This window comes from Hypericibacter adhaerens, from assembly GCF_008728835.1.
Classification (GTDB): Bacteria; Pseudomonadota; Alphaproteobacteria; order Dongiales; family Dongiaceae; genus Hypericibacter; species Hypericibacter adhaerens.
On sequence record NZ_CP042582.1, the window covers coordinates 2686715 to 2705066 of the forward strand.

The 18352-nt window shown below is 67.7% G+C and carries 9 protein-coding genes and 1 pseudogene; 3 read left to right on the plus strand and 7 right to left on the minus strand.

Going from position 1 to position 18352, the window contains the following annotated elements; genetic code table 11:
- Positions 1-402 precede the first annotated feature (402 nt).
- The 3 genes and pseudogenes from FRZ61_RS26930 to FRZ61_RS11825 form a co-directional block, all read right to left on the minus strand.
- Positions 403-8802, minus strand: a pseudogene (locus tag FRZ61_RS26930) (VCBS domain-containing protein); the annotation flags it as partial.
- Between the two features lie 741 nt (positions 8803-9543).
- Positions 9544-10593 (minus strand): NAD(P)-dependent alcohol dehydrogenase, encoded by a 1050-nt coding sequence (locus FRZ61_RS11820; RefSeq protein ID WP_151117828.1) that lies wholly within the window; start codon positions 10591-10593, stop codon positions 9544-9546.
- Positions 10594-10640: 47 nt separating this feature from the next.
- The gene (locus FRZ61_RS11825) at positions 10641-11633 is read right to left on the minus strand and encodes an aldo/keto reductase (protein WP_151117831.1); all 993 of its coding nucleotides are present in this window, start codon (positions 11631-11633) and stop codon (positions 10641-10643) included.
- A 276-nt stretch (positions 11634-11909) separates the two neighbouring features.
- Here FRZ61_RS11825 and FRZ61_RS11830 point away from each other — a divergent pair, with 276 nt between their 5' ends.
- From FRZ61_RS11830 to FRZ61_RS11840, 3 genes are all read left to right on the plus strand, one after another.
- Positions 11910-12806 (plus strand): LysR family transcriptional regulator, encoded by an 897-nt coding sequence (locus FRZ61_RS11830; protein WP_151117834.1) that lies wholly within the window; start codon positions 11910-11912, stop codon positions 12804-12806.
- A gap of 349 nt (positions 12807-13155) precedes the next feature.
- Entirely contained in the window at positions 13156-14100 is a 945-nt protein-coding gene (locus tag FRZ61_RS11835; RefSeq protein WP_151117842.1) for an energy transducer TonB family protein, read from the plus strand.
- A 213-nt stretch (positions 14101-14313) separates the two neighbouring features.
- A complete protein-coding gene (locus tag FRZ61_RS11840) occupies positions 14314-14790 on the plus strand; it encodes a hypothetical protein (protein ID WP_151117844.1) in 477 nt (158 codons plus the stop codon).
- Positions 14791-14862: 72 nt separating this feature from the next.
- Here FRZ61_RS11840 and FRZ61_RS11845 read toward each other — a convergent pair whose 3' ends face one another.
- From FRZ61_RS11845 to FRZ61_RS11860, 4 genes are all read right to left on the minus strand, one after another.
- Positions 14863-15354: a hypothetical protein gene (locus FRZ61_RS11845; protein ID WP_151117847.1), complete on the minus strand. Its 492-nt coding sequence runs from the start codon at positions 15352-15354 to the stop codon at positions 14863-14865.
- 111 nt (positions 15355-15465) lie between these two features.
- The gene (locus FRZ61_RS11850) at positions 15466-16971 is read right to left on the minus strand and encodes a sensor histidine kinase (RefSeq protein WP_191909411.1); all 1506 of its coding nucleotides are present in this window, start codon (positions 16969-16971) and stop codon (positions 15466-15468) included.
- A gap of 10 nt (positions 16972-16981) precedes the next feature.
- The gene (locus FRZ61_RS11855; RefSeq protein ID WP_151117851.1) at positions 16982-17674 is read right to left on the minus strand and encodes a response regulator transcription factor; all 693 of its coding nucleotides are present in this window, start codon (positions 17672-17674) and stop codon (positions 16982-16984) included.
- Between the two features lie 52 nt (positions 17675-17726).
- Entirely contained in the window at positions 17727-18326 is a 600-nt protein-coding gene (locus FRZ61_RS11860) for a hypothetical protein (RefSeq protein ID WP_151117852.1), read from the minus strand.
- Positions 18327-18352 lie beyond the last annotated feature (26 nt).

The window sequence follows — 18352 nt, forward strand, 5'->3', positions numbered from 1 at the left end:
GCCGGCGCTGAAGAACGTGCCCTCCGGCACGCCTGCCATGTCGATCATGACATTGGAGAGGATTTCCGAGCTGGCGGTATCGACGAGCGCGGTGGAAATGTTCAGATCGTATCTGACGGCATCGCCGGCGCCTCCGCCACCCCCGCCGCCCTCGAGGATATCGGAGACATCGACGTCGCCATCCGCAAACCGGAAGATCTCGGCACCGTAGACCGTGTCCGTGCCGTCGCGATCGGCGACCTGATCCGCGATCGTGTAGGACCCGTCGGGGTTCTGCGTGATCACATAATCATCGCGGCTGCCGGTATAGACCACGACGTCGGTGCCGCCGGCGGTGTTCCAACGATAGTCGCCATAGATCAGGTCGTCGCCGCGACCGCCGGAGACGGTGTCGTCGCCCGCACCGGCCACCACCGTGTCCTTGCCGTCGCCCGCATCGATCAGATCGTCACCGCCCTGGGTCTGCCAGTCGAAATCGCCCTGGATCAGGTCGTCGCCCTCGCCGCCGACGACGGTATCGTCATTGTCGCCGGCGATCACGACGTCGTCGCCCTGCCCCGCATCGATCAGGTCCCGGCCGGCGTTCGGCGAGGACGATTGGAAATCGCCATAGATCGTGTCGGAACCTTCGTTGCCGAGAATCCGGTCGTCGTTGTCGCCGCCGGTGATCTGATCCCGGCCCTCGCCGCCCTTGATGGTGTCCGCGCCGCCGCCGGTGACGTAGTCGTTGTCGCCATAGACCACATCGTCCCCACCGCCGGCGTCGATGGCTTGTCCTCCGTCGCCGGGCCGGATGAAGTCGGCGCCACCCGTTCCCGAGACGTCATAGGAGCCGGGCTCGTCCACCGAGATGTCCAGCCCGGGGCTGCCGCCGCTATTGCCGTCGCCGCCCTCGACGGGGACCCCGGGGCCGACCGAGACCGTCAGGGTTGGCGCGTCGTTCGCACCCCCGATGTCGACGGAGACGATATGGGTGTCATAGGCGCCGGCGGAATCCGTTGCCCGTACCGTGAAGGTTTCATGCACGACCTGCCCGCTCTTCAGGGCCTGAGCGGCGTCGTTGTCCAGCCTGAAGATCCATTGACCGGTCTGCGGATCGATCACGATCGCGCCATAGGGAGAATCGGCCTGGCCTTCGATCGACCAGGTGATGCTGTCGCCCGCGTCGGCATCGGCCGCGGTCAGCTTGCCGGACGCGGTCAGCACGGCATCTTCCTGGACGGCGCCGGTGGCGGTGCCCGAGATCACCGGCGCGTCGTTCGTGCCGCTGACGGCGACGGTCACCGTCTGGGTCGCCGAGGCGCCAGCCGCGTCCGTCACCTTCACCGTGAAGACATCCTGTGCCGTTTCGCCGGCCTTCAGCCGTTGAGCGGCGTCGTTGTCGAGCGTGTAGGACCAGCGGCCATCGTCGCCCACCGTCAAGGTGCCATAGCTGCCGGTGCCGGCGCCGGCGACGGACCAGGTGGCCGTGTCGCCGATATCGGGATCCGACACCGTCAGCGTGCCGGAGGCCGCGAGGGTGCCGTCCTCCTGCACCGCGCCGGTCGCGGTGCCGGAGATCACCGGCGTGTCGTTCGTGCCGCTGACGGTCACGGTGACCGTCTGGGTGTCGGAGGCGCCGGCGGCGTCCGTCACCTTCACCGTGAAGATCTCTTGCACCCTGTCGCCCGGCCTCAGGCCCTGCGCCACGTCGTTGTCCAAGGCGTAGGACCAGCTCCCATCGTCGCCGAGCGTGAGCCTGCCATAGCTGCCGGTATCGGAACCGACGATCGACCAGGCCGCGCTGTCCCCGATATCGGGATCGACGGCGGTCAGCGTTCCGGAAGCCGTCAGGGTAGTATCTTCCTGCACCGCACCGGATGCCGTGCCGGAGATCACCGGCGCGTCGTCGGCGCCGCCGACGGTGACGGAGATCGTCTGCGTGGCGGAGGCACCGGCCGCGTCCGTCACCCTCACGGTGAAGATGTCCTGAACGGTATCGCCGGCCTTCAGGCCCTGGGCCGCATCATTATCCAAGGCGTAGGACCAGCTGCCGTCGGCGTTCAGGGTGAGCGAGCCGTAGGCGCCGCCACCGCCGCCGACCACGGACCAGCTGGTCGTATCGCCGATATCCAGATCGGAGGCCGTCAGCGTGCCGGACGCCGTGAGGATACCGTCCTCCTGGACCGACCCCGTCGCCGTGCCGGAAATCACGGGCGCATCGTTCGTCCCGCTGACGGTGACGGTGACCGTCTGGGTGGCGGAAGCTCCCGACGCGTCCGTCACCTTCACGGTGAAGATCTCCTGAACGGTGTCGCCCGCCTTCAGACCTTGCACCGCGTCGTTGTCCAGCGCGTAGGACCAGTTGCCGTCCTCCCCGAGGGTCAGGGCGCCGTAGCTGCCATCGGCGGAGCCCACCAGGGACCAGGCAGCCGTGTCGCCGATGTCCGGATCGGAGACCGTGAGCGTCCCCGAGGCCGTGAGGGTGGTGTCCTCCTGGACGGCGCCCGTCGCCGTACCGGAGATCACCGGCGCGTCGTCCGTGCCGCGGACAACGATCGTCACTGTCTGGGTCGCCGAAGCCCCGGCCGCATCCGTCACCGTCACGGTGAAGATATCCTGGGCGGTGTCTCCGGTCTTCAGGCCCTGCACCGCGTCGTTGTCCAGCGCGTAGGACCAGCTCCCGTCCGCATTCAAGGTCAACGAGCCATAGGCGCCGTCACTGCCGCCGACCACCGCCCAGCTGGCCGTGTCCCCGATGTCGGCATCGGAAGCCGTCAATGTGCCGGAGGCTGTCAGGGTAGTGTCTTCCTGGACCGCGCCGGTGACGGTACCGGAGATCACCGGCGCGTCGTTCGTCCCGCTGACGGCGACGGTCACCGTCTGGGTGGCGGAAGCCCCCGTCGAATCCGTCACCGTCACGGTGAAGATGTCCTGCGCCGTGTCCCCGGCCTTCAGGCCTTGGGCCGCGTCGTTGTCGAGTGCGTAGGACCAGCTCCCGTCCGCGTTCAAGGTCAGCGAGCCATAAGTGCCGTCACCGTCGCCGACCACCGACCAGCTGGCCGTGTCGCCGATATCGGCGTCGGAAGTTGTCAGGGTACCGGAGGCCGTAAGGATGCCGTCTTCCTGCACCGCGCCCGTCGTCGTGCCGGAGATCACCGGTGCATCGTTCGTGCCGCTGACGGTCACGGTGACCGTCTGGGTAGCGGAGGCCCCTGACGCATCTGTCACCGTCACGGTGAAGATGTCCTGGGCACTATCCCCCGCCTTCAGGCCTTGCACCGCGTCGTTGTCCAGCGCGTAGGACCAGCTCCCGTCCGCGTTCAGCGTCAGCGAGCCATAGCCGCCGTCGCTGCTGCCGACGACAGACCAGGTGGCCGTGTCCCCGATGTCCGGATCGGAGACCGTCAACGTACCAGAGGCCGTGAGGGCGGTGTCCTCCTGGACGGCGCCGGTCGCCGTACCAGAGATCACCGGGACGTCGTTCGTGCCGCTGACGGCGATCGTCACCGTCTGGGTGGTGGAGGCCCCCGCCGAATCCGTCACCTTGACGGTGAAGATGTCTTGCGCGGTGTCGCCGGCTTTCAGGCCCTGGGCCGCGTCGTTGTCGAGCGTATAGGACCAGCTCCCATCCGCGTTCAAGGTGAGCGAGCCATAGTTACCGTCGCTGTCGCCGACCACCGCCCAGCTGGCCGTGTCGCCGATATCGGCGTCGGAAGTTGTCAGCGTACCGGAGGCCGTGAGGGTTCCGTCCTCCTGCACCGTGCCCGTCGTCGTGCCCGAGAGCACCGGCGCATCGTTCGTGCCGCTGACGGTCACGGTGACCGTCTGGGTGGCGGAGGCCCCGGCGGCGTCCGTCACCGTCACGGTGAAGATGTCCTGCGCGGTATCGCCTTCTTTCAAGCCTTGGGCCGCATCGTTGTCCAGCGCGTAGGACCAGCTCCCGTCCGTGTTCAGGGTCAGCGAGCCATAGCTGCCGCCGCTGTCGCCGATCACCGACCAAACGGCCGTGTCGCCGATATCCGGATCGGAGGCCGTCAGCGTGCCGGAGGCCGTGAGGGCGCCGTCTTCCTGGACAGCGCCGGTGGCGGTGCCGGAGATCACCGGTGCGTCGTTCGTGCCGGCGACGGAGACCGTGACCGTCTGGGTGGTAGAGGCCCCCGCCGAATCCGTCACCTTGACGGTGAAGATGTCCTGCGCCGTGTCGCCGGCCTTCAGGCCTTGCGCGGCCTCGTTGTCCAGCGCATAGGACCAGCTCCCGTCCGCATTCAGCGCGAGCGAGCCGTAGGTGCCGTCACCATCGCCGACCACCGCCCAGCTGGCCGTGTCCCCGATGTCGGCGTCGGAGGCTGTCAGCGTGCCGGAGGCCGTGAGGGTGCCGTCTTCCTGCACCGCGCCCGTTGTCGTGCCGGAGATGACCGGCACATCGTTCGTGCCGCTGACGGTGACCGTGACCGTTTGCGTGGCGGAGGCCCCCGTCGAATCCGTCACCTTGACGGTAAAGATGTCTTGCGCCGTGTCGCCGGCCTTCAGGCCCTGGGCCGCATCGTTGTCCAGCGCGTAGGACCAGCTCCCGTCCGCGTTCAAAGTCAGCGAGCCATAGCCGCCGCCACTGTCGCCGACCACCGACCAAACGGCCGTGTCGCCGATATCCGGGTCGGAGGCCGTCAGCGTCCCGGAAGCCGTGAGGGTGGTGTCTTCCTGGACAGCGCCGGTGGCGGTGCCGGAGATCACCGGTGCATCGTCCGTGCCACGGACTGTGATCGTCACCGTCTGGGTCGCAGAGGCTCCGGCTGCGTCCGTCACCGTCACGGTGAAGGTGTCCTGGGCTGTATCGCCGGACTTCAGGCCCTGCACCGCGTCGTTGTCCAGCGCGTAGGACCAGCTCCCGTCCGCGTTCAAGGTCAGCGAGCCATAGCCGCCGTCGCTGTTGCCAACCACCGCCCAGCTGGCCGTGTCGCCGATATCGACGTCGGACGCCGCCAATGTGCCGGAGGCCGTGAGGGTCGCATCCTCCTGAACCGTGCCGGTCGCCGTACCGGAGATCACCGGCGCGTCGTTCGTCCCGCTAACGGTCACGGTCACCGTCTGGGTGGCGGAAGCCCCCGTCGAATCCGTCACCGTCACGGTGAAGATGTCCTGCGCCGTGTCGCCGGCCTTCAGGCCCTGGGCCGCATCATTGTCGAGCGCATAGGACCAGCTCCCGTCCGCGTTCATCGTCAACGAGCCATAGGCGCCACCGCCATCCCCGACCACCGACCAGCTGGCCGTGTCGCCGATATCGGGGTCCGACGCTGTCAGCGTGCCGGAGGCCGTTAGGGTACCGTCCTCCTGGACAGAGCCCGTCGCCGTGCCGGAGATGACCGGCGCGTCGTTCGTGCCGCTGACCGTCACCGTCACCGTTTGGGTGGCGGAAGCCCCGGCGGAATCCCTCACCGTCACGGTGAAGATGTCTTGCGCGGCATCACCTTCTTTCAGGCCTTGGGCCGCGTCGTTGTCCAGCGCGTAGGACCAGCTCCCGTCCGCGTTCAGCGTGAGCGATCCATAGGCGCCGTTGCTGCTGCCGACCACAGACCAGGTGGCCGTGTCGCCGATATCCGCGTCGGAGGCCGTCAGCGTACCGGAGGCCGTGAGTGACGTGTCTTCCTCGACCGAACCTGTCGCCGTGCCCGAGATCACCGGTGCGTCATTCGTGCCGCTGACGGTCACGGTCACGGTCTGGGTGGCGGAGGCCCCCGTCGAATCCGTCACCGTCACGGTGAAGATGTCTTGCGCCGTGTCACCGGCCTTCAGGCCCTGGGCCGACTCGTTATCCAGTGCGTAGGACCAGCTCCCATCCGCGTTCAGCGTGAGCGATCCATAGGCGCCGTCATTGCCGCCGACCACCGACCAGGTCGCGCTGTCGCCGATATCGGGATCGGAAACCGTGAGCGCCCCGGAGGCTGTGAGGGTGGCGTCCTCCTGGACGGCGCCCGCCGCCGTGCCGGAGATGACCGGCACATCGTTCGTGCCGCTGACGGTGACCGTGACCGTTTGCGTGGCGGAAGCACCGGCTGCATCCGTGACCTTCACGATGAAGGTCTCCTGGGCGGTGTCGCCGGCCTTCAGGCCTTGCGCGGCCTCGTTGTCCAGCGCATAGGACCAGCTCCCGTCGGCATTCAGCGTGAGCGAGCCGTAGGTGCCGTCACCATCCCCGAGCACCGACCAGCTGGCCGTGTCGCCGATGTCGGGATCCGACACCGTCAGCCTGCCCGAGGCCGTCAGAGCCGCATCCTCCTGGACCGAGCCCGTGGCCGTGCCCGAGATCACCGGATCGTCGTTGGTGCCCTTCACCGCGACGGTGATCGTCTGGGTCGCGGACGCCCCGGCCGCATCCGTTACCCTCACGGTAAAGATGTCCTGGACGGTATCGCCGACCCCCAGGCCCTGGGCCGCCTCGTTATCCAGTGCGTAGGACCAGCTCCCGTCGGGGTTCAGCGTGAGCGCGCCGTACGCGCCGTCGCTGCTCCCGACCACGGACCAGCCGGCCGTGTCGCCGATATCGGGATCCGACACCGTGAGCACACCGGTGGCCGTGGAGACGGTATCCTCCTGGACGGCACCGGTCGCGGTGCCCGAGATCACCGGCGCATCGTTCGTCCCGCTGACCGTCACGGTGACCGTCTGGGTGGCAGAGGCGCCCTCAGAATCCGTCACCGTCACGGTAAAGATGTCCTGCGCCGTCTCCCCGGCCTTGAGGCCCTGGGCCGCATCGTTGTCGAGGGCATAGCTCCATTGTCCCGAGGCATCGACCGTCAAGGCCCCCAGATGCGAGGCGCTGTCCGGCGCCACCGACCAGCCGGCCGTGTCGCCGATATCGGCATCATGGGCCTCGAGCCGGCCCGAAGCGGTCTGCACCCCGTCCTCGCTCACGGCGCCCGTATGCACGCCGCTGATCACGGGCCGGTCGTTCGTTCCCTTGACCGTCACGGCCAGCGAGGCATCCGTCGAGCTGCCCGATCCGTCGGTCAGCCGGACCACGAATATCTCGTCGCGGGTCTCGCCCTCCTTCAGTCCCTGCGCGGCGTCGTTGTCGAGGATGTAGGTCCATGAGCCCGTCGCCGGATCGAGCGTCAGGCTGCCATAGCTGCCCTGTCCGCCACCGGGCAGCGACCACGCGGTCGTGTCGCCGACATCCGGATCGTACCAGCCGGCGGAACCCGTGACCGTCAGGTCGGAATCCTCGGTCACACTGTAGCCGGCGCTGTTGCTGATGATCACCGGCGCATCGTTGGTCCCCGCGACGGTGACCGTGACCTGCTGCTCGACGAAGGCGCCGCTTTGATCGGTGGCGCGGACCGTGAAGATCTCCTGGACCGTCTCATCGGCCCGCAGCCTCTGCGCGGCGTCGTTGTTCAGCGCGTAGGACCAGTTCCCCTCCGCATCGAGGGCGAAGCTGCCATAGCGGCCGGCATCGGGGCCGACGACCGACCATGTGGCGGTGTCATCGGCATCGACGTCCGAGACGGTCAGGCTGCCCGAAGTGACAAGGGTGTCGTCCTCCCGGACGAGGCCCGTGCCCGCCCCGGAGATCACCGGCGCATCGTTGGTGCCGGCGATGGTGACGGTGACGGTCTGCGTCACGGTGGCGCCGGCGTCGTCGGTGACGCGGACGGTGAAGATGTCCTGCGCCGTGCTGTCGGCCCGCAAGCTCTGGGCCGCGTCATTGTCGAGCGCGTAGCTCCAGTGGCCCGTATCGTCCAGCGTCAGGGTGCCATAGCTCCCCGAACCGCCGCCCACCAGGCTCCAGGACGCGCTGGCGCCAATATCGATATCCGTCGCCGTCAATTGGCCGGAAGCGGCGGATGCCTCGTCCTCGGTGACCGCACCCGATGCCGTACCACTGATCACCGGCGCGTCGTTCGTGCCGGTGACGGTGACCGTGACCCGATGGTCGACCGCGACCCCGGCCTGATCCACCACCCGCAGGGTGAAGATCTCCTGGGCGCTCTCGCCTTCGCGCAGGCCCTGGGCGGCTTCGTTGTCGAGGCTGTAGGTCCACTGGCCGGTGGCGGGATCGAAATCGAGCGTTCCGTAGCGCCCCTCCCCCGGCCCGACCATCGACCAGGCGATGTCGCCACCGCTGGGCGAGCTGGCCACCAATGTGCCCGAGGCCGACAGCACACTGTCCTCCGTGACGCTTCCCTGATCGACACCGCCGACCGTCGGCGGGCTGGGCACAGAAGGCTGGCCCTCCTCACCGCCGTGATCGTTGCCATCGTCGGTATCGCCGTGATCCGTGCCGCCGCTGCCCCCGCCACCCTCCGGCACATGGAACGGAGGGACATCGGCCGGTGACGGCCGCGGTGGAGTCAGGAACTCGTCGACGACGGATTCGCGCGGCCCGTCGAAGACGCCGTGAGATCCGCCTCCCGAGGCTCGCGGCAGCCCCTCCGGAGAACCGCTATCGCCGGCGCCGGCACCGCGGGCCTCCCCGAGCTGGGTCGAGGGCGTCTTGGCATCCGCGACCACGATTTCCGTATCGGGAGGCGTCGCCGCGGGAGCGGCCTCACCCGGCACAGCTCCCTTCCCGGTCGCTTCGGCAACCGGACCGATCGGAGTCACTTCGCCGACGCCGAAATCCCAGCCGATCGGCGCTTCGTCGCGCGCCGGCCCGTCACCGCTGATGGGCCGGTCGATGGCCTTCTTGAGATCCTTCGGCGCTGCATCGCCGGCCGAGCCGGATCGGATCGCAGGCTTGCCGCCCGCCTTCTGGCCGGTAATGGCTTCCAGCAGGTTCACCGCGCTTCTCAGGAGCTTGCCCATGGCCATCCTCCTTGGCATTCGTGGCGATACGGCACAGCGCGAAGAGAGCGAGTGGCCTCGCGCCCGGCTTCAATGCACCCGACGCACCCCCGCATGCGGATCGAGCGAGGCGACAAGCAGACACACCATGGGCGGATCGGTCGGCGGCTTTGCCTGCGCCGCGACGGTGCCCGGTCGTTCAGCGAGCAGATACCCGTTCCTGCGATCGCCGCAGAGCAAGGACGCCGCTTCGACCGTCACGCCCACGAAGGCGTCGGGTTCACCTGCACATAGGTCTGGGCTCGAATGCGCGATGGACCCGCGTCCGTCTCATCTGAGCAGCAAGTAACGGTATAATAAAACAGCGGGCAGGCCAACCACATCAGCGGCGTCTATTGTTGGCCGGCATCCGGCATCGCTTTCAGCTCTGCTTTCGGAATACCGCCATCGCGCTGTCACATTGAGCGCGTTTTACCTCAAGATTCTGAGGGAGATAGCGCGGGCTTTCGAAACGCGAGAGGTCTTGCGGAGAGAACACCAAGATCCTCATTCGCAATATCTTTCCACGTTGCAGGGCATCGCCTGGCGCGGGCCGGAGAGCATTTGCCGCTTTTTTCGCCATCGCCGGTTGTCCCGGGATGCTGAATGACCAACCAGGATCGGCCCATTCTACGGGCCCGGTGAGCGAATTCGGCAGGAGCCGGCCGTGCCGCCGCGCGGCCGGCTCCGCTGAAACTGCCGGAGATGGGAGAATCCCTGCGCTGTGCCGGCAGGCTTCCGTCAGGCCTTCAAGGAGGCCATGTCGATCACGAAGCGGTAATGGACATCGGCACCCCGTTCCAGGCGTTTGAATGCCTCGTTGATCTGGTCCATCCGGATCATCTCGCAGTCGGGGAGAATGTTCTTGCGGGCGCAGAAATCCAGGAGCTCCTGGGTCTCGCGGATGCCGCCGATCGGCGAACCCGCGATCCGGCGGCGCCCCATGAGCAGGGGAACGGTGGTTGGCGGGTCGAGCGGGCCGATCTGCCCCACCAGCACCAGCGTGCCGTCGACATCCAGCAGCGGCGTGTAGGGGTTGATGTCGTGCTTGACGGGAACCGTGTCTATGATGAGATCGAAGCTGGATTGCGCCTTCGCCATCGCCTCCTTGTCGGTGGAGATGAGGAGCCGGTCGGCGCCGAGCGCCAGGGCGTCGGCCTTCTTGTCGCCGGTCCGGCTCATGACGGTTACGTGCGCACCCATCGCCGCGGCCAGCTTGACCGCCATGTGACCCAAGCCGCCCAGGCCGATCACGCCGACCCGGCTGCCGGGACCGACATCCCAGGTGCGCAGCGGCGAATAGGTGGTGATGCCGGCGCAGAGCAGCGGCGCCGCACGGGCGAGATCGAGCCCGTCGGGCACGCGCAGCACGAACTCCTCCCGTACCACGAGGTGCTTGGAATAGCCGCCATAGGTGACGTCGCGCGTGATGCGGTCGCGGTCGTTATAGGTCTGGGTATTGCCTTCGCGGCAGAGCTGCTCCTCGCCCTTGTGGCACTGGTCGCAATGCTGGCAGCTGTCGACCATGCAGCCGACCGCGACCGCATCGCCGGCCTTGTAGCGGCTGACCGCCTTGCCGACCTCGACCACGCGGCCGACGATTTCGTGGCCAGGGACGAGCGGATATGTCGACCAGCCCCAATCGTTGTGGGCCTGATGCAGGTCGCTGTGGCAGACGCCGCAATAGAGAACCTCCATCGCGACATCGTTCGGGCGCAGCGCACGGCGCTCGAAGGTGAAGGGAACAAGCGGCGAGGTGGCAGAACTGGCCGCGTAACCGATGGTTTTCACAAGATGGCTCCGTTGGCGAGATGAAATAAGCCCGAGGAATGCGCCGTTCAGCGGTCGACCATCCGCTGCATCTGCTCCGGATACCGGTCTCCCTGCACCGCGACCTTGGAAAGGGCTCGGTCGATCGCCTGGAGATCGTCGGCCGTCAGGCTGATACCGGCCGCGCCGATATTCTCCTCCAGCCGGTTCTGTTTCGTGGTGCCGGGGATCGGCACAATCCAGGGCTTCTGCGCCAGCAGCCAGGCGATGGCGATCTGCGCCGGCGTCACCTGCTTCCGGGTCGCGATCTCGCGGATCCGGTCGACCAGGGCCTGGTTCGCCCGCCGGGCCTCGGGCGTGAAGCGGGGCACGATATTGCGGAAATCGGTGCTCGCGAACGTCGTGTTCGCGTCGATGGCACCGGTGAGGAATCCCTTGCCCAGCGGGCTGAAAGGAACGAAGCCGATCCCGAGCTCCTCGAGGGTCGGCAGGATCTCCGCTTCGGGCTCCCGCCACCACAGGGAATACTCGCTCTGCAGCGCCGCGACCGGTTGGACCGCATGGGCGCGACGGATCGTCTTCGCGCCCGCCTCGGAGAGCCCGAAATGCTTCACCTTGCCGGCGCGGACGAGGTCCTTCACCGTGCCGGCGACCTCCTCGATCGGAACCTGCGGGTCCACGCGATGCTGGTAGAGGAGATCGATCACATCGGTCTTGAGCCGCTTGAGCGAGGCGTCGACGACCTGCCGGATATGCGCCGGTCGGCTGTTCAGGCCGCGCTGCTTGCCCGTCTCCGGGTCGATGTCGAAGCCGAACTTGGTGGCGATCACGACCTGCCGGCGGACCGGCGCCAGGGCTTCACCCACCAGTTCCTCGTTCGTGAACGGGCCATAAACCTCCGCCGTGTCGAAGAAGGTGATCCCCCGTTCGACGGCCGTCCGGATGAGGGCGATCATCTCCTGCCGGTCCGCGGGCGGCCCATAGGCGAAGCTCATGCCCATGCAGCCCAGGCCGAGGGCCGAGACTTCCAGGCCGCTATTTCCAAGTTTGCGCTTTTGCATGTTCTTTCCTTCGATCGATCGGGGCGGCAAGCCATCTTGCTGCCGAGCAGTCTCGTTCAGCGCGCGGGCTGGCCGCGAGGCCGATCCGGAATGGTGGTGTGGGTCGAGGTCATGGTTGGCATGCCGCCATGCCAAGGCGCCCCGCCTCGAGGCCCCGGCATGGGACCTCGGGCTGCTCGGCAGCGGCAGACAGGTGCGGTTGGCAAGGACCAATCTAGCGGACGGGGCCGGGAGCGATTAGATAGGAAGATCGATATGAACTTATGAGCTGACCTCATGAATTCACGCGGGAACGTCAACGACCTCCTGGCCTTCCTCGCGGTCGCGCGGGAACGAAGCTTCACCCGCGCCGCCGCAAAGCTCGGCGTCTCTCAATCCGCCCTCAGCCACACCATCCGCGGGCTCGAGACCCGGCTGGGCCTGCGGCTCCTGACCCGCACCACGCGCAGCGTCTCGCCCACCGAGGCCGGGGAAAGGCTGCTCCTGACGGCGGGCCCGCGGTTCGACGAGATCGAGGCGGAGCTCGATGCCTTGAGCGAGCTTCGCGACAAGCCTGCCGGCACCGTCCGGATCACCACCGGCGAGCATGCGGCCGAGACGATTCTCTGGCCGAAGCTGGCGAAGATTCTGCCGCGATACCCGGACATCAAGGTCGAGATCGCGGTCGACAACAGCCTGACCGACATCGTCACCGAGCGCTATGACGCCGGCGTGCGCTTCGGCGAGCAGGTGGCGAAGGATATGATCGCGGTGCGCATCGCACCGGACATGCGCATGGCCGTCGTGGGCACGCCCGCCTATTTCGAAACGCGACCGGTGCCCAGGAAGCCGCAGGATCTCATCGCCCATGCCTGCATCAATCTGCGCCTGCCGACCTATGGCGGGCTCTATGCCTGGGAGTTCGAGAAAAGCGGCCGCGAGCTCAAGGTGCGGGTCGAGGGTCAGCTCGTCTTCAACCGGCTCGCCCAGATCCTCGCCGCGACGCTCGCCGGGTTCGGCCTCGCCTACCTGCCCCAGGATCTCGTGGCGCCCTACCTCGCCAAGGGGCGCTTGAAACGGGTGCTGGAGGACTGGTGCGCGCCCTTTGCCGGCTATCACCTCTATTACCCGAGCCGGCGGCAATCCTCGCCGGCCTTCGCGCTCCTCGTCGAGGCGCTGCGCTACCGGGGCTGAGCGCACCTTCGCGTCCCGCCGGGGCGCCATGTCGCGGGCTGCTGGCCCTTTAGCAGTGGAATTTCAAAGCCATAGGCCATATTTTCCTGGCGCCCGCGACCGTCTTGGGCGAGGTGCCGCCGCGGCGTCTCCGCAGCGACTCGATCTTGCCGAAGCATCGGACAGGACCCGCGCCGATCCTTGGTCTGCGGCAATCGCCGTCCCACATCTAACGGATGGCGAACCGGGAGCGTCCGGCTCCGTTGAGGACAGCGTGGCGACAGGTTTTCAGGGCAGATAACGGGCGCCAGTGAACGACACGGCCGCAACCTTCGATGATCTGACGCCGCGCCTCTCGCCGGAGTGGGCCGTGCGGTCGTTCCATGAGGAGCGCATTCCGCTCTCGCCGCCGCTACCGGACCGGGATCTCCGATGGCGCTGGGCCGTCGCGATCATCGCGGCCCTGCTCCTCCATATCTCCGTCGTCACGACGCTCGATGACGGATTCGAGCGGAGCAAATCCCCGCTGCCCGAGCCGGTCCCGGTGGAGATCATCACCGAGCAGCCCAAGCCGCCGCCTCCCCCGCCAGAGCCGAAGCCTGTCGAGAAGCCGCCCGAACTGCCAAAGCCCCCTGAGCCGCAGCAACCGCTGCCTTACCGGTCCTCCAATGGCGATCTAACGGACAAGCCCTCCGGTTCATCGCCGCAGACACCCGAGCGGTCCGAGCAAACGCAGCCGGCAGCGACCGCGGCGGCAACCGCGGCGCCCGAGCCACAAGCCTCCACGCCCAAGCCCTCGGGGGCTCCTGCCCTACCCTCCCAGCCCTCGCCGCAGGCCACACCCGTGCCGCCGGCAACGCCTCGCGAGACTCAAGAGGCGATGATCGCGCCACCGCTGCCCTCCAAGAAGCCGCCGACCCCGCCTGCCGAGCAGGGCGCCAGCGTGGTGACGCCGCAATCCGAGACCGCCGCACGGACGACCGAGCAGGAGGACCCGCATGTCGGCGAAGGCGGCTCCGACAAGTATCTCCGGGACATGAAGGAACAAGTTCTTCGGAACTACTTCTATCCGCCCACGGCCGAGATGTTCCATGTGACCGGAACGGTCGTCTACGACATCACGCTCGACCGCAGCGGAACGGTGCGCGGCGTCAGGATCGTGCAGAGCGCCGGCTCGCTTCTGGACAGGGCCGGGTTCGACGCCATCATGCGCGGATCGCCTTATGGCCCCCTGCCCAGCTATATCAAGGCCAGCGGTGTCGTCGTGACCATGGAGTTCGGCATGCCGGTGGTACAGCAGGACGAGAATCGCTAGCCGCGGGGTTGCGCGTCCCTGCCGCTGGCGGAACAAAGCTCCCGGTATGTCCGGCAGGATTTGCCGATCCCTCGTAGAAGGCCCTTATAAGCCTCTGACTTGATGAAGCATCCTATTGGCCTGCCCCTTGCAAGGTTCGTCGCAGCCACGGCCGGAGACGGGACGAATCTGCCCAGCCCGGCCCTGTCGATGTTCGAGCCAAGGAGGCCGTCCATGAGCCTTGCCATTCTGACCCGTGCCGATCGCCGCGCCCGCGCCGACGCCAGTGAAGGCCCGCGCGAGCCGGTGTTCGCCCGCACCACCCCCGCCCCCGCGCCCGCCAAGCCCGCGGAGACCCGCTCGGGCCTTCCGGCGGCCTCGGTCGATTCCGCGCCCACCGTGCGTCAGTTCCTGTCGCAGCTCGGTGCCCAGGAGCGCAAGCTCGCGCGCAAGGAAGCCCTCAATGCGGTGATCGATGTGGCGCCGGGCGAGGTCGAGAAGCTGGCCCGCCTGGTGGCGCGGCTGCGCGGCCGCTACCTCGCCAAGCTGATCGATCTCGGCAACAGCACCGACACCCTGCCGGGCGAGCTCGAGATCGCCGAGATCCGTCGCGTGCGCGAGCGCTTCGAGGAGCTGGAACAGGGCCTCGCGGCCGTGAAGACTGCGCTCTCGGAAGGCGACCTCACGCTGCGCGGCCTGCGCCCCGAGTAACACCCGCCCGAACGAGAAAGGGCCCCGGCTGAAACGGGGCCCAATCGTCGGCTCAGAACTCGTGAAAGCGGGTCAGACGGCTTCGGCCAATCCTGCCAGCGGCAGCGGCGCCGCGAACATCACGCGCCTCGTATAAGGCGCCAGGCCGACCCACTCGTCGCTCCAGAGATGGGCGACCGAAATCATCGCGCGGCCTTCGAGCTCGGGGGCAACCTCGGCCACCGCCTCGCGGAACCAGCCGACGAGGCGATGCGCCTCTTCCATGTCGCCGGCAACCCCGAACCGCCGCGGCCCGAAGCTGGCGGCGAGCACCGCGCCATCCGTGTCCACACCGGCCAGCGCCGACTGGCGGGCCACCATCGCCGCAATGACCTCGGCGGTGCGCTGCCCATGCTTGCCGTCGCGCGGCAGGGTCAAGCAGGCGACCGTCACGCGCAGCCGCGCTGCGCCGAGCCGACGGAGCGTCCAGTCGAGCTCCGCGCTGAAGTTCGCGCGCCGCTCGCTGAGAGGCTCGTCGATGAAGGTCTCGCTCGCCGCTACCGACTTGCGAGGCCGTGTCGCCATCGCGACCTGTGTGGGAATCAAGCTCATCATGCGAGGACCAAGGTAGCCGAAGCCCCCTGCCCTCGATGAGGCATTGTTGTGGTAAGTGGTTAATCCGACAGCACGCTAAGATCAGCGCCCAACCGGCAGAGAAACCGAGAGAATCAGGCCTCCCTTGGGGGCATTATAAGCCTTAACGTCGCCGCCCATCGCCTCGACATTGCGGCGAACGATCCACAGGCCCAAACCGGAATGCCAGCGATGGTCGTCGGCGCCCGCGCCTTCGGTCGGACGCTGCGAATATTGACGCTCGAAGATGCGCTCCAGGTCGCCTTCGGGCACGCCCGGCCCCTGATCGGAGACCTTGAGCGTCACGCGCGCGCCGTTGCGCTTGAGCGCCAGATCGATTCGCCCGCCTTCGGGCGAAAAGCCCACCGCATTATCGAGAATATTTTCGACAATTGTCTCGATCAGCTCCTCGCCGCCGAGCGCCACGAGGCCGGGCTCGATATCGGCATAGAGCGCGATACGCCGGCCCTCGATCAGCGGCCGGTAGCCCGCCGCGATACGCCCCACCAGCGCCGACAGATGGACCCGCTCGCGCGGCGGATCGACCAGCTCGGCCATGGTCTCGTCCATGCGCCGCGAGGCGGCCACCAGCGAGTCGAGCCGGTCCACCGACGATTCGAGGATCTGCAGCGCGCGGTTGGCGCGGTCGTCGCCGGTCGTGGCCAGCCGGCGCAGGGGCTCGATCGCCTGGCGCATGATGGCGATCGGGGTCTTGAAGGCATGGGCGTTGTCCTGCGCGGCCTGGCGCAGATGGCGCGCGGAGGCCCTGAGGCGGCCGATCATGCGATCGAACTCGCGCGCCACGCCGCCCAGCTCGGCCACCTCGTTGCGTTCGGCGAAGGTGGCGCCGTCCTTGCCGTCGACGCGGATCTCCTGCGCCAGGTCGCGGAACCGAACCACGCTGCGGCGGATGCTGAGGAACACGCCGAAGGTCAGCGCCGCCAGGAGCAGATAGATGGCGCCGGCGATCTGGACCTCCGGCCGCGCCCAGTAGGGACGGCCGAGCTGCGTACCGATGATGCTGTCGAGCGGATGCGACATGACGATCGCCCAGCAGCCGGTGGGCGAGAGCACCGGCGTGATCGAGGTCAGCAGCTCCTCGCTGCCGTCCGGGGCGTGATAGCGGTCGGCCAGCGCCACGCGGTCGTTGCAGGTGGCGGCGACCTTCTGGAGGATCCCCTGCTTGAGCAGGGTCTGGCGCTCGTCGTCGAGCTGGTCGGTATCGACCGCCGGAGCGGCCGCCACGAAGTAGAAATTCGAGGCGCCGGCCTCGCCGCTCTTGCGGAACAGCACCTTCAGCCGCGTCTCGGGACCGCCGAAGCGGTTCAGCTCGTCGGCGATCTTGGGCAGCGCCTCGACATCCTGCTCCAGGAGGAGCGGCGAGAGCGCGGTCGCCACCAGGCGCCCCTGCTCCCGCACCCCTTCGAGCAGGAGGAGCTGACGCTCGGTATAGACATCCCGCAGGGTGATGTAGAGCACCAGGGGGACGGCAATGAAGGCACCCGCGAGGAGGACCAGGCGACGGACCAGCGAATGAGCCCGCAGCCTGGGCACAAGCGAGGCCGCCACTGTGGTGTCCTTATTCGGGGTCGACCCAGCGATAGCCGAATCCGGGGTAGTTCGCGATGCCGTTGAACTCGGGATGGACGGTTCGGAACTTCTGACGGATGCGCTTGATGAAAGAACGGACATTGACCCGATAACCTTCCTCCCCCTGCCCGGCGACGAAGTCGGCGCCGCGCGCAAGGTCATAGATCTGTCGGTAGGAGACGTCGGCGTCGATCGCGGCCGCGAGCGCGCAGACGATATTGAACTCCGTCACGGTGAGATCGACGGGCTTATTGTCATAGAAGGCACGCGCGATATCGGTCTTGAGCTCGAGCTTGCCGCGCTTGAGGGTCGGGCCGGCGCCGGGCGCCGCCGCCCCCGTCGCGCTGGGCTTGGCGCCCTCGGTGATCAGCCGCAGCCGCTGCAGTATGATCGCGAGGCTGCGCGACTTCTCGATGAAGTCGACGGCGCCGAAGCGCAGCGCCGCCTCCTCGTAGATGTCGTCGCTGAGCGCGGTGAGGAAGATGACGGGCACACGCACGCCGCGCTCGCGCAGCGAGCGGAGCACGGCCAGCCCGTCCATCCCCGGCATCCGCCAATCGAGCAGGATGGCGTCGACGCCGTTGCCGGCGCCGAGCCAGTCCAGGAAGGGCCGGCCGCCGTTGAACTCCATGACCTCGAAGCCGCTTTCGCCCAGATTGAGCCCCAGCGATTCCCGGAACATGGCGTCATCGTCCACGACCGCAACGCGGCCTCGAAGTTTCAGGTCGCTACCTTCAGGCACCGTGCTTCTCCAACAAAGCTTCGAAACAGGCCCGGCGCGCCAAGTCGGTATCGGCGATGCCGGAGAAACTCACCGTGAGGGCCTCGAAATGCTGGTCGCTGAGGTCCGGGTAGAAGAAGACCTGCAGGCGGCAGCTGCCCTCGGTAAATGTCCATATCCGCGCCGGCGGGCGCTCCTCGGCGATGAACGGATCGCCGATCAATCCGATCGTCTGGGCCTCGTTCAGCCCCACCAGGCGCTGGGGATCGTCCCGGTCGATGACGGGCGCGGCATTGGCCGTGCCGGCGCTTTCCGGAGCGAGACCCTGGCTGCCTTCGGGGGCGACCGACGCCGCCCCCTCGGGCGCGCCCGGCTGGCCGGTCGTGTCGGCGGCGGCCTCATTCTCTGCCTCGGAACCGGGTTTCTGTTGTGGAATGGGAAAGGCGGGCGCCGGCATCGGCACGGGCGCCGGCGGAGAGGGCTCGGCTTCGGCGACGGGCGGAGGGTGGATCAGGCTGGTCTGGCGTGCCGGCGGGTCGCTGTATTCCCGCGCGCAGGCGCCCAGCAGCAGCAGCGCGCCCGAACATGCAGCCAGGAAAATTCGCTGAAACATGGCCCTCCTCTGTCCGCGAAGCCGAC

Coding starts and splice junctions, on each gene's coding strand:
- FRZ61_RS11860 (WP_151117852.1), bottom strand. CDS start 18,326: ATGTTTCAGCGAATTTTCCTGGCTGCATGTTCGGGCGCGCTGCTGCTG.
- FRZ61_RS11845 (WP_151117847.1), bottom strand. CDS start 15,354: ATGGCGACACGGCCTCGCAAGTCGGTAGCGGCGAGCGAGACCTTCATC.
- FRZ61_RS11830 (WP_151117834.1), top strand. CDS start 11,910: ATGAATTCACGCGGGAACGTCAACGACCTCCTGGCCTTCCTCGCGGTC.
- FRZ61_RS11840 (WP_151117844.1), top strand. CDS start 14,314: ATGAGCCTTGCCATTCTGACCCGTGCCGATCGCCGCGCCCGCGCCGAC.
- FRZ61_RS11855 (WP_151117851.1), bottom strand. CDS start 17,674: ATGTTCCGGGAATCGCTGGGGCTCAATCTGGGCGAAAGCGGCTTCGAG.
- FRZ61_RS11825 (WP_151117831.1), bottom strand. CDS start 11,633: ATGCAAAAGCGCAAACTTGGAAATAGCGGCCTGGAAGTCTCGGCCCTC.